Raw genomic sequence first — 13,303 nt, forward strand, 5'->3', positions numbered from 1 at the left:
TACTTATTTTCTTAAGATTTACTATTTGTTCTTTTTATAAAAACTCTATAAAAGATAAATGCTATTAAAGTACTTTGCAAAATACCTGAAATCAGAAAATAAATATCAGATTCAACTTTTAAAAGTTGAACTAAAACTATAATATACATCAATAATCCTAAAAAAATATTTGTAGCAAAACGATGTTGGTAATATGATATAAATAATCCAAAAAATACGAAAAGAATTAAAACATAAAAATATCCTCCTTCAAAATATGCCCATCCATAAGTAGTTGCCGATAAAGAATTTCCGGACCATCCTCTTACCATATAATTAAGAATCTCTCCTGTTTCTGATTTGGGCTTGTCTGGTATAATAAATCTGGGTAAAATCCAAGCTACTGGCAAATAAATATACCTATCCATATTTTTATAATAGTTCCATGAATTTTCATTTTCCACTGTATAAATAATATAAGGAAATAAGGACAATCTATCAGAAAAACTATCAGCTCCCTCTGAAAAATTATCACTAAAGTCAGAATCAAAAGTTTTAACTAAAGCAATTCCTAGTGCATCATTTCTATCAATAGATGGTTTATCTCTTAAAATTGCTCTATAATTATCATTTAATGGATAAATTAATACCCCTAGAAAAACAAGACTATAAAATATATTTTTTGGGATTTTATTACCACCCATCAAAAAAGGAATCAACACAATTATAAAAGGTGTAATGATGGACTCTTTCATTCCTGACAAAAAACCATAAAGAATCTGAACTCCAAAATAGATAAAAAAACAAATATTAAATGTAGAGTTTTTATATTTATAAAGGTATTTGAAAATTGAGTAAACAGACAATATCATCGAAGACAAAAGAAATACTATCTGAAATAAAAAAGAGATATCTGAAGCAGTATTTTCTTGAAAAGTTCCATACCCAACTTCACCTGACAACATCAAATAAAGCTGTATTAGTGCAATTAAAATTGAAATAAAATAAAAAAAATCCGGATAAGAAATTCGATAATTTATTTGATCTTGACTATTATTTTGTTTTTTATTCCAAAAAATTTTCGCTAAATTTTCACTTATTTTTAAACCTAAAACACCTATAAAAACTACTAAAACAGAAGGCAACACATATTCTTTCTTTACAACATATTCTTTAAAAGAATTGAATTCACCTCCCAATCCATCAATCATTCCGAAGAAATCTAAAATAATGAACAAAAAAGTTGATAATCTAAACCAATCAAGTAGTAAAGGCCTGCCTTTTATATACCAATTTTTTACAAATTGATTTAAAGTCATATACATTATTATACCACAAAGCATAACTGCATAAACAATTTCAGAATCATCAACTACACATATGATTCTAAACAAAAAAATGCTGTAAAAAATCCACGAAATTAATTGAATTATAAAATAAACTTTATTTGATAATTTAAAATTCATTAAACAATTTTTAATATTTGTTCCAATCTTTTCTCATAAGTATGATGAAGAGTAAAATGAGCTTGTTGTTCAAAAGCTATTTTATACCTTAGGGTAGGCTCATCAATATAATATCTAATTAATTCTATTGCTTGATCAATTGTTTTAAATGTAAACTCCTTTAAATCTACAAAAGAATATTCCTCCAAAATAGGCTTATAATCACATATTTGAAATCCTCCTATTCCTGCAATTTCAAAAAATTTAACGTTTGCTGAATTGATTTCAGCATAATGAAAATTATTAAATATAATTTTTGATCCAAATAAAACATCTGCTTTTCTCTCACCTGTGATATATTCATTTCTGAAATTTTTCATAATTTTTTGATTCGGAAACCGCTTATCAGGAACACCAAAGAGTGATACATTTATACCTGAATCTATTAATTTATCAATCATTTTAGATCGATAAGGATACATTGTTCCAAATGCCACAACATCAATATTTATTTCACTTTCCAGAATCTCTCTATCCTTATTTGGAGATTTATGGTATCGACTATTTAATGCTTCAGGCAGATAAAAAGCATTAAGCCCCATTTTATCTTTCATAAAATTCACAATAAAAGGATCTTTGGTAAAATATGCATCATACTCTGAAGCGAAAATTTGTTGATAACCAAAGGTTGTTACAGCATCAGGATTTATATGAATTACTGGAGTACTTTTTAAATTATTTTTAATAATCTTTATACAAATTGGATTAATAAATCTATAAGTACAAATAACTAAATCAGGTTGAATACTAATTATTTTATGAGCAATTTTTTTAAAAATATTTGAATCATATTTGGGAAAAAGTTTTGTTGCCCAATAATTATATTTATAGGGGATGTTAATTACATCAGACATATCAACATGGTGAACTTCATGCCCCATATGAACAAGTGTATCGTTTATATGAAACTCCAAACTATCAAAGTTTTTGCTACCTAAAAGAGCTATCTTCATAAATTACTAATATCTTGAATATGATTTATTTTATTATAATTTAACCAAATGACAAGTAATCTTACTACACCAGAAATAACAAGTCCAAAAAAAGCTCCATTCAGTCCTAATTTAGGTATTAAGATTATATTTAATATGACTCCTATAATTGCAGAGACAAGGTTAGCCATTAAAATCACCTTAGTTCTTTTTTGGAAATAAAATATTACTTCAAAAAGATATGCAAAAGTAATTAAAAAATAACCTAGTGCACTCCAAAATATAATATGAAATCCTTCTGAATAGTTTTTAGAAAGCAAAATACTCCCTAAAAAATCATATCCTAAATACAACGAAAAGAGTAAAATTAAGCCAATAAAAAAATAAGTTTTTGCATATTTTTTTATTTTTTGTTTCTTTTCATAGAAAGTAGCTTCTTGATTAAAAACAATTGGTGTTAATATTGCCAAAAAAAAAGGATTTAGCATTAAAAATACTTTTGAACCAAGACTCACATTTGCATTATATAACCCCACTTCTTTTAGAGATAAAAAATATTCAATTAAATATCTATCAAAATAACTATTAATCCAATTCCAAAATGCTAGAATCATTAAAGGCCATGAATAAACTAAATATTTTTTTAAGTAAACTTTAAAAGCTATTGAACTTTTACTCAATTTGAATATCTGATATTTTTTAATAAAAAATACAACAACAACTATATATGAAAGTATTTGTACAAACCACAACAATATAACTGAATCTATATAAATTTTAAAGAAAAAAATAGCAATAATTAAAAAAAGTAAAGTTAGTATATTAAAAAACATCCCTAGTTTTGAAAATTGTCTTAAATCTCCTTTTACATTGAAATAATCTAACAAAAGATTATACAAAAAGTTTGCAGGAAACACTAAAATTGTAAGAAAAAAAATTTCAGTATTTAACTTATCATTAAACCACAAAGCAATAGTCAAAAAACAAACAGAAGCTAAATTTAGAAGAGATGTTAGTTTTAAATAAATACGAAAATTATCCTTTAATAATTTTGTATTAGTTATTGTCTTTAAATATTGCAAAAGTGGGCTAATAAATAAACTAAAAAAGAAAGTGTAGGTAGCTAATAATATATTGTATTCACCAAACTCTCTTGGTAAAAAATATATTGCAATTAATTTCCCAAACAAAATTCCTATTAATGCACTGATAATTTGCGAAGACAATAAAAAAAGTTTATCTCTATTTATAAACTTTAAATTCCAATTTTTATCTATAATTCTTTTCAAAATTATTTTGAAATTTTTCTCAAATATTCTGCATAAGTACTTTTACCTAAATTCTTGGCTGTATCAATAAATTTTTCTTTAGATATAAAACCTTTACGAAAAGCAACTTCTTCAATACAGGCTATTTTTAAACCAGTTCTTTTTTCGACTGCTTTTACAAACTCAGTAGCCTCTGTTAATGATTCATGAGTTCCTGTATCTAGCCAAGCGAATCCACGCCCCATTAATTGCAAATTTAATTTACCTTGATCTAAATATTCTTGATTAACTGTAGTTATTTCAAGTTCACCTCTATGTGAAGGCTTTACATTTTTAGCAATATTTACAACAGAATTTGGATAAAAATATAACCCAACAACAGCAAAATTTGATTTTGGTTCAATTGGTTTTTCCTCAATAGAAAGAACCTTACCACTTTCATCAAATTCAGCAACTCCGTAACGTTCAGGATCATCAACATAATATCCAAAAACAGTTGCTTCTTTTCTTTCAGTAACAATATTTACGGCATTTGACAACAAGTTTTGAAGTCCTGCTCCATAAAAAATATTATCCCCAAGTATTAAACAGACATCATCATTCCCAATAAATTCCTCTCCAAGAATAAAAGCCTGTGCAAGACCATCTGGAGAAGGTTGTTCTACATAAGAAAGTTTCAACCCAATTTGATTACCATCTCCAAAAAGTCTTTTGAAATTTGGTAAATCATGAGGTGTAGAAATGATAAGAATGTCTTTGATTCCTGCTAACATTAACACTGATAGCGGATAATAAATCATTGGCTTATCATAAATAGGTAATAATTGTTTAGACACCACTTGTGTTAGTGGATGTAAGCGTGTACCAGATCCTCCTGCTAAAATAATTCCCTTCATATTAAAAGTTTTCAGCCTTCAGCTATTAGATATAAGCAAAATATATTGCATACAGCTTAGTAGCAATAACTATTGATATTGTTTTTCGTAATATTTTGAGTACTCTCCAGAAGTAACATTATTCAACCATTCAGTATTATCTAAATACCAATTAATAGTTTCTTGTAAGCCTTCTTCAAAGGTTACCGAAGGCATCCAACCTAATTCTTTATTGATCTTTGATGCATCAATAGCATAACGCAAATCGTGTCCAGGTCTATCTTTTACAAAAGTGATTAATTGTTCAGATTCTCCTTCTTTACGGCCAAGTTTTTCATCCATTTTTTGACAAAGTAATCGTACTAAATCGATGTTTTTCCATTCATTAAAACCTCCTATATTGTACGTTTCATGATTTTTCCCTTGATGAAACACTAAATCTATCGCTACAGCGTGATCTTTTACAAACAACCAATCACGAGTATAATTACCATCACCATAAACTGGCAAAGGCTTTTTATTAATAATATTATTAATAAACAATGGAATTAATTTTTCTGGAAAATGAAATGGTCCATAATTATTAGAACAATTTGTTAAAACATATGGTAGACCATAAGTTTCGCCATAAGCTCTTACAAAATGATCAGAACTAGCTTTAGAAGCCGAGTATGGAGAATTTGGGTCGTATGATGTTGTTTCTGTAAACAATCCAGTTTCCCCTAAAGACCCATAAACTTCATCAGTTGAAATATGGTAAAATCTTTTTCCGTCAAAATTATCCTTCCAAATCTTCTTGAAAGCATTTAAAAGATTGACAGTCCCAATAATATTTGTCTTTACAAATGCTAATGGATCAGTAATTGATCTGTCAACATGAGATTCTGCCGCAAGGTGCAAAACGCCTTCAAATTGATATTTTTCAAAAATCTCATTGATGTATGTTTCATCAACTATATCTCCTTTTAAAAAAGTATAATTAGATTCGTTTTGAATATCCTTGATATTTTCAAGGTTCCCGGCATATGTTAGTGCATCTAAATTATAGATATTATAATTAGGATAATTTTTTACAAATCTCCTAACCACGTGAGATCCTATGAATCCCGCTCCGCCTGTAATTAATATGTTTTTCATAAATTAACTTCCTACTGCTGAATAAACAAACCCTATTTCTTTCATTTTTTGTTTATCTAGTAAATTTCTACCATCAAAAACAAAAGCTGGTTTTGACATTGAATCATATATTTTTTGCCAATCATAAGTTTTAAACTCATCCCATTCTGTCAAAATAGCAATTGCATGAGCCTTTTTACATACTTCATACGGATTAGTTCCAACTTCGATTATTTCATTATCATGATCTTGTTCTAAATCAAATTTTATTTGATTTTCAGAGACTTTTGGATCATAAACAACAACTTTTGCCTGTTCTGCAATTAAATCTTGAGCCACAGTAATTGCTGCTGATTCGCGTGTGTCGTTAGTATCTTTTTTGAATGCCCAACCCAACATAGCAATACGTTTCCCTGAAACAGTATTATACAAAGTTTGTACAATATTTTTAGAGAAACGATGTTTTTGATGATCATTCATGATAACAACTTGCTCCCAATAATCAGCTACTTCATTTAAACCATACGATTTAGCAATGTAAACTAGATTTAATATATCTTTTTGAAAACAAGACCCTCCAAAACCAACTGATGCCTTAAGAAATTTAGATCCAATACGTGAATCCATTCCAATTGCTTTAGCTACTTCATTAACGTCTGCTTCTGTTTTTTCACATAACTCAGAAATAGCATTAATTGACGATACACGTTGAGCTAAGAAAGCATTAGCTGTTAATTTTGACAACTCTGAAGACCAAACATTTGTTGTTAATATTTTATCCTTTGCAACCCAATGAGCATAAACTTCAACTAAAGATTGAATCGCTTCTGCATTATTACCTCCAATTAAAACTCTGTCTGGATTATGTAAATCTGTTACTGCAGTACCTTCCGCTAAGAATTCAGGATTTGAAAGAATTTGAAAATTAACTCCATTACCAGTATTATCGAGGATACTCTTAATGGCTTCTGCAGTTCGAACTGGTAAAGTTGATTTTTCAACTACTATTTTATCAGATTTAGCTACACGAGCAATTTGACGCGCACATAACTCAATGTATTTTAAATCAGCGGCCATTCCTTTACCTGCCCCGTACATTTTAGTAGGTGTATTTACTGAAATAAAAATCATCTCAGCTTCTTCAATAGCTTTATCTACATCTGTAGAAAAAAACAAGTTTCTTCCTCTTGCTTCTTTAACAACCTCATCAAGACCAGGTTCATAAACAGGTAATTTTTCAAAATCTGGATTATTCCAAGCAGTAATTCTAGCTTCGTTTAAATCGACAACAGTTACATTAATATTTGGACATTTTTGTGCAATAACTGCCATTGTGGGGCCTCCCACATAACCAGCACCTATACAACAAATGTTTTTTATTTTCATTGAATTAAAAAATTAGGGTGTAAAATTACAGTTTTCCGTCGACATCTGAACCTAAAATTCCTTTCACATCATATAAAACTGAATTTTGATTTCTTAAAAGGGATAAATCTATATCTAAGAATTCCTTATGAGCCACACCTAGAACTAAAGCATCAAATTTATCAGAAGGCAAAATCGTATTGGTTTCTAAATTATATTCATGCTTCACTTCTAAAGGATTTACCCAAGGATCATATACGGTAACGTTAATACCATAATCGTTTAAGGATGAAATAACATCTACAATTTTAGTATTTCTTACATCAGGACAATTTTCTTTAAATGCAATACCAAGCATTAGCAAATTAGCTCCGTTTATCGCTATACCCTTTTTAATCATCAACTTAACAACTTGGGAGGCAACATACTCACCCATGCTATCATTTAATCTTCTACCAGCTAAAATTATCTCAGGATGATAACCTTTTTCTTGTGCTTTTTGAGCTAAATAATATGGGTCAACACCTATACAATGTCCCCCAACTAATCCAGGCTTAAAAGGTAAAAAATTCCATTTTGTACCTGCAGCAGCCAAAACATCTTGAGTATCTATCTCTAAAATATTAAAAATCTTAGACAACTCATTAACAAAAGCAATATTGATATCACGTTGAGAATTTTCAATCACTTTTGCAGCCTCGGCCACCTTTATAGTTGGTGCAAGATGAGTTCCTGCAGTAATTACAGATTTGTATAATTCGTCAACTTTAATTCCTATTTCTGGAGTTGAGCCTGATGTAACTTTAAGTATTTTTTCTATAGTGTGTTCTTTGTCTCCAGGGTTGATTCTCTCTGGTGAATATCCCGCAAAGAAATCTATATTAAATTTTAAACCACTTATTCTTTCAAGCACAGGCACACATTCTTCTTCAGTAACTCCAGGATATACTGTAGATTCATAAATCACTAAATCTCCTTTTTTCAATACTTTGCCCACTGTTTCACTCGACTTATAAAGCGGCGTTAAGTCTGGTTTATTATGCTTATCAACTGGTGTTGGTACAGTTATTATAAAGTAATTACAATCTTTTATATCTTCTAAAGAAGTCGAACACAACAAACCAATTCCTTTTGAACTATCCTTTTTAAGAACAGATTTCAAAAGTTCTTCACTTACTTCTAGAGTGAAGTCTTGGCCTTGATTTAATTCTTCTACTCTATTTTTATTTATATCAAAACCAACAACATCATATTTTGTAGCAAATAATCTTGCTAAGGGTAAACCTACATAACCCAATCCTATTACTGCAATCTTCATATTATTTTAAATTTTCCCAATACCACTTTACAGCTTCCTTTAGACCTTGATTCAATGAATATTGTGGATTATATCCTAAAAGTTCTTTTGCTTTGTCAATACTTGCTAATGAGTGTGGAATATCTCCAGCTCGATTAGGTCCATGAATAATTTCAACTTTTGAAATTTCAGAATCAAAAATTGATAATTCTTCTCTCAAAATTGTCACTAATTGATTTAAAGTTGTTCTGTCTCCGTAAGCTGTATTAAATACTGTATTAATTGCTTTTGGATTATTTGACAACATTGCCAATTCGTTCATTTGGATCACATTATCAATATAAGTAAAGTCACGAGAATAATTTCCGTCACCATTAATTACTGGACTTTCATGATTCATAAACTGCATAACAAATTTTGGAATGACTGCAGCATAAGCTCCATTTGGATCTTGCTTTCTTCCAAAGACATTAAAATATCTCAGACCAATCGTCTCAATACAATATGTTTTACTAAATATTTCGGCATATAATTCATTTACATATTTAGTAATCGCATAAGGAGATAGTGGTTTTCCTATTTTTTCTTCAATCTTAGGCAAACTTTCAGAATCTCCATAGGTTGAAGAACTAGCAGCATAAACAAACCTCTTTACACCTGCCTCTTTACTTGCATACAACATATTCAAGAAACCATTAACATTTACTTCGTTTGAAGTTAATGGATCTTTAATTGATCTTGGAACAGAACCTAATGCCGCTTGATGTAATACAAAATGAGCGTCTTTTACTGCTTCCTTACAATCATCAAAATTTCTTATATCTCCTTCAATTAGGGTAAATTTATCGTTTTGCAACAAATGCTCTATATTATGCCTATGTCCAGTTGCAAAATTATCTAAACAAACAACCTGATATTTTTTTTCTAAAAAATACTCACATAAATTAGACCCAATAAACCCAGCACCTCCCGTTATTAAAATTTTTTCTTTCAATTTGCTAAAATTATTTTTTCAAAATTTTATCTATAATTTTTTTAATTGGATTTTTAACTTGATCTACTTCTAAATATCCTTCACCATAATTTCCATATCCGTATCCATACCCATATCCATATCCATATCCATATCCATACTTTGCCTTAATTTCAAACCCATTAAAAACAATACTAATGTTATTTAATTCGCCTCTTTTATGTTTATTATTAACAAGAGTAAGCATATCCTTTTTAGTAACATTTTGTCTTACAACATAAAGTGTTGCATCACAAAATTGGGTCAACTCTAAAGCATCAGAAACTAAACCTACTGGAGGAGTATCTAATATTATGTAATCGTATCTTTGCTTAAGATCATTAATCATCTCTCCCATACTCTCACCCATAATCAGCTCAGATGGGTTAGGTGGTATTGGACCTGCTGGTATAAAATCTAAAAATGGGATTTGTGTTTTTTGAGTTATTTCCTCAATACTTTTTTGACCAATCAAATAGTTTACAGCGCCTATTGTGTTTTCGATTTTAAAATCTTCAAAAATTTTAGGCTTTCTTAAATCTAATCCTACAATAACTGTTTTTTTCTCACTTAGTGCAAAAACTGTTGCAATATTCATCGAACAGAAAGTTTTCCCTTCTCCACCAACAGATGATGTTAACATTAAAACTTTAGTCCCTGCTTGTTGTTTTTTATACAAAAATTGCAATGATGATCGTATTGCTCTGAAGCTTTCTGCTAAAGGTGATTTTGGTTTTTCGAAAACAGCTAAATTTGAGACTGTATGTTTTTTCCCAACAACACCTATAACAGGTATTTTCGTAAGCCTAGCTATATCACCAGTATTTTTAATTGTATTGTCTAAAATGGTTCGAACAAAAACAAAAATCAACGGAATTAATAGACCCAAAAATAAGGCCAAAACATAATTAACACTTGTCTTTGGCCCAAGAAGACCTCCTCCAGTATCTTTTGCTGCATCTATAAACTGAACATCGGATAGATTAGCAGCTCTTACGATATCTGCTTCACTTCTTTTCTCTAAAAATGTATTATATATATTTTTGTTAAGATCGTACTTTCTGTTTATCTTAACAAGCTCCTGTTGTTGGCCTGGCAATCTCCTTATGCTAGTTTCTGCCTTACCTATTTTTCTATTTACAACTCCTAAATCATATTGAATAGAATTTTTTGCAGAAGAAATGTTCTCAAGTAAAACACTCTTTAAAGCCTCCATTTGAACATCAAAATCCTTAAACTTTTTTTCATTCTTTAAAGTATAGGCCATTTCAGATCTTTCTGCTGACAAAAGTGTTAATTTTGAAACATTTGCTATAATATTAGGATCGTCAATTCCAGCAACGGACGGAGCTGGAAGTTTGGAAAAATCTACACTATTAATTAAATATGACTTAAGAGAATTATAATAATTTAATTTTCTATTTATCATGTCTTTTTCAACATCCAATTCAGTTAATTGAGATGTTATTTCTCCTCCGCCTGCTTCAACCTCAAAAATATTTTTATCTCTACTAAAATCTTTAAGTTGATTTTCTGTGTCTTTTAATTGACCTTCCATGGCAACTAAAGTACTATCAATAAAAGAAATTGTATTAGTTGCAAATTGATTTTTTAATTGCAACTGCCTGTTCATTAAAATAGTAATCGTACCATTCAAGAAATCGACCATTCTAGCCTTATTTGTACCTTGAAGATTTAATTTTAAAATAGAACCTGCTTTAGTATCTGTATCAACATCAATATCTTGATACTTTGCAACTAGCTGATTAAAGTCTGCAAATCTAACCATATAAGTAGCTCCTTCATAAAAACCAGGATTGGGAGTAAGTTCTAGTTTCCAATGCAAGAACGGTAAAGAAACCTGTTCTCCTATCTTATATCTCTTTTTAAATTCTCCAACTACAACATTTGTATTGCTTTCTAATTCAGTTTCATAATTATAAAGTATAGCCTTAGAATCTTCAAAATTAATAGACATTTCATATTCTGTAGGACTAATAAACTTTATGTTAATCAGCTGATTTTTTAATTGAGGTAAATTTTTATTGTTATTCACATAAAAAGGAACTTCTCCATATGCATCTTCAATATTATATTTACCTTGTTTTAGGTACTCTACATAGTAATTAAGTTGTTTAACAACCAATTCATTGTGAGATCTTGATTTTATCGTTGTTATTATTGTTTGAACTTGATCTGATGTTCCTCCCCAGTTAAAAACTAGACTAGTATTTGATGTAAAAAAGGGATTATTTTCTTCTTTGTATGTAATAGTGGTAGAAATCCCATAGATTTTTTGTTTTCTGATATTGACTTGATAAGCGATTGAAAAGGCAACAACTAAACTCACCAAAAACAATGCCCAATGCCCTAATATTTTTATAAAAAAGGCTTTGAAATCAAAATTATGTTGTGTTTCAAAAAACGAGAAATCTTTTGTATCGAGCATACTTTCTTATCTGTTAATTAACAAATATGTTGTGATTACTAATGACAAAGCACTTAAAATGGTTGTTACCGATTGCAATCCATTAACACCAAATCCCCAAGTTTTTTGTTTGATTGGTTTAACGTAAATATAATCATTTGGCTGAATATAGTAGTAAGGCGATTTCACTGCATCAACACTTGTTAAATCTAAAGTATGAATTTCTGTTCCGTGCGGGTATTGTCTTACCAACACCACCTCTTTACGATTTCCAGTAATCGTAATATCGCCACTATTCGCTATAGCTTCAAGTATAGTAACTTTATCTTGAAAAAGAGTCTTAGTTCCAGGGGAACTTACCTCTCCATTAGTCGTATATCTAAGTCCTGCTAATTTTACTAAAACAAACAAATCGGCTTCTTTATTAAAATATTCATCTAATAGTTGCTTTTCAACTTTTGCTCTAATTTCTTCCAAGGTTAATCCCAAAACAGCAATTTCACCAAGAACTGGCACTCTAATATTTCCGTGATCATTTACTGTAAAACCATCAAAATACAAAGCATCAGTTGAATTAGGAGCAGAACCACTAGTAGACGAATTAAACATTTCGACCAATTTTTGATCTAGTGCTTTTAATTTGATGCTCAAAACATCATTGACCTGAACCCTATAAGGTTTTAACGGCACCACTTCTATTGAAGATTGGTTTTCATTTTTATTTGCTCCTTGTAGATAAGTCAAATCCTTATTTGAAACACAAGATGAAGCAAAAAAAACAAACAATAAACAAAGAAAAGTATATATTTTATTCATATTTTGAGTCTATTTCAGAAAACAAATATAGTTTTTCATTTCTAAAAATGAAATCATAATCATTTAATTATTCTTGATGGAATTCTCGAATGGAATTCGGTTAATGATACTTCTTCCCAAAGTCACTTCATCAGCATATTCGAGTTCATCTCCTACCGAAATTCCTCTAGCAATTGAAGAAGTAATAACGTTTGTATCTTTGATTTGTTTATAGATATAAAAATTAGTCGTATCACCTTCCATTGTTGAGCTGAGCGCAAAAATTATTTCTTGAACATTTCCAGACTTTACTTTTTCAACCAAGCTAGTAATATTTAACTGACTTGGTCCAATACCATCAATTGGAGAAATCTTTCCACCAAGAACGTGATAAATTCCTCTAAATTGCCCTGTATTTTCTATTGCCATGACATCTCTAATATCTTCAACCACACAAATAATATGATGATTCCTGTTAGGATTGACACAAATCTCACAAATATCCACATCAGAAATATTATGACATGATTTGCAAAACTTTATATCTTCTCTCATTTTTTGTAAAGCATTTGCAAGAAATTCTGTATGTTCTTTGGGTTGTTTTAACAAATGTAACACCAATCGCAAAGCCGTTCGCTTTCCTATCCCTGGCAGTTGCGACATCTCATTAACTGCGTTCTCTAATAATTTTGAAGAAAAATCCATGGTGCAAAAATAGTCAATTTGAATCT

General features: G+C 29.6%; 11 protein-coding genes. All 11 read right to left on the reverse strand.

The window, feature by feature from the left end:
- Positions 1-11: 11 nt before the first annotated feature.
- Positions 12-1,445 carry an O-antigen polymerase gene (locus BUC09_RS11120; RefSeq protein ID WP_073311630.1) on the reverse strand — a complete coding sequence of 478 codons (1,434 nt, stop codon included), beginning with the start codon at positions 1,443-1,445 and terminating at the stop codon, positions 12-14.
- Entirely contained in the window at positions 1,445-2,437 is a 993-nt protein-coding gene (locus tag BUC09_RS11125) for a CgeB family protein (protein ID WP_073311632.1), read from the reverse strand. The genes BUC09_RS11120 and BUC09_RS11125 overlap by 1 nt, the downstream gene beginning before the upstream one ends.
- Complete coding sequence (locus BUC09_RS14825; RefSeq protein WP_073311634.1) at positions 2,434-3,705, reverse strand: oligosaccharide flippase family protein; 1,272 nt, start codon at positions 3,703-3,705, stop codon at positions 2,434-2,436. Before BUC09_RS14825 ends, BUC09_RS11125 begins: the two co-directional genes overlap by 4 nt.
- Positions 3,706-3,707: 2 nt before the next feature.
- Positions 3,708-4,580, reverse strand: a complete 873-nt coding sequence (gene rfbA, locus BUC09_RS11135; RefSeq protein ID WP_073311637.1) for a glucose-1-phosphate thymidylyltransferase RfbA — start codon at positions 4,578-4,580, stop codon at positions 3,708-3,710.
- 69 nt (positions 4,581-4,649) lie between these two features.
- The gene (gene rfbB / locus BUC09_RS11140) at positions 4,650-5,696 is read right to left on the reverse strand and encodes a dTDP-glucose 4,6-dehydratase (RefSeq protein WP_073311638.1); all 1,047 of its coding nucleotides are present in this window, start codon (positions 5,694-5,696) and stop codon (positions 4,650-4,652) included.
- 3 nt (positions 5,697-5,699) lie between these two features.
- On the reverse strand, positions 5,700-7,061 hold the full coding sequence (locus tag BUC09_RS11145) for a UDP-glucose 6-dehydrogenase (protein ID WP_073311640.1): 1,362 nt from the start codon (positions 7,059-7,061) through the stop codon (positions 5,700-5,702).
- 25 nt (positions 7,062-7,086) lie between these two features.
- Positions 7,087-8,358: a nucleotide sugar dehydrogenase gene (locus tag BUC09_RS11150; RefSeq protein ID WP_073311642.1), complete on the reverse strand. Its 1,272-nt coding sequence runs from the start codon at positions 8,356-8,358 to the stop codon at positions 7,087-7,089.
- A 1-nt stretch (position 8,359) separates the two neighbouring features.
- Positions 8,360-9,331: an SDR family oxidoreductase gene (locus tag BUC09_RS11155; RefSeq protein WP_073311644.1), complete on the reverse strand. Its 972-nt coding sequence runs from the start codon at positions 9,329-9,331 to the stop codon at positions 8,360-8,362.
- Between the two features lie 10 nt (positions 9,332-9,341).
- Positions 9,342-11,798, reverse strand: a complete 2,457-nt coding sequence (locus BUC09_RS11160; protein WP_073311645.1) for a polysaccharide biosynthesis tyrosine autokinase — start codon at positions 11,796-11,798, stop codon at positions 9,342-9,344.
- Positions 11,799-11,804: 6 nt separating this feature from the next.
- Positions 11,805-12,593, reverse strand: coding sequence for a polysaccharide biosynthesis/export family protein (locus BUC09_RS11165; protein WP_073311646.1), 789 nt, complete (start codon positions 12,591-12,593; stop codon positions 11,805-11,807).
- A gap of 63 nt (positions 12,594-12,656) precedes the next feature.
- On the reverse strand, positions 12,657-13,277 hold the full coding sequence (recR, locus tag BUC09_RS11170; protein WP_073311648.1) for a recombination mediator RecR: 621 nt from the start codon (positions 13,275-13,277) through the stop codon (positions 12,657-12,659).
- Positions 13,278-13,303 lie beyond the last annotated feature (26 nt).

Source organism: Flavobacterium terrae, assembly GCF_900142035.1.
GTDB lineage: Bacteria > Bacteroidota > Bacteroidia > Flavobacteriales > Flavobacteriaceae > Flavobacterium > Flavobacterium terrae.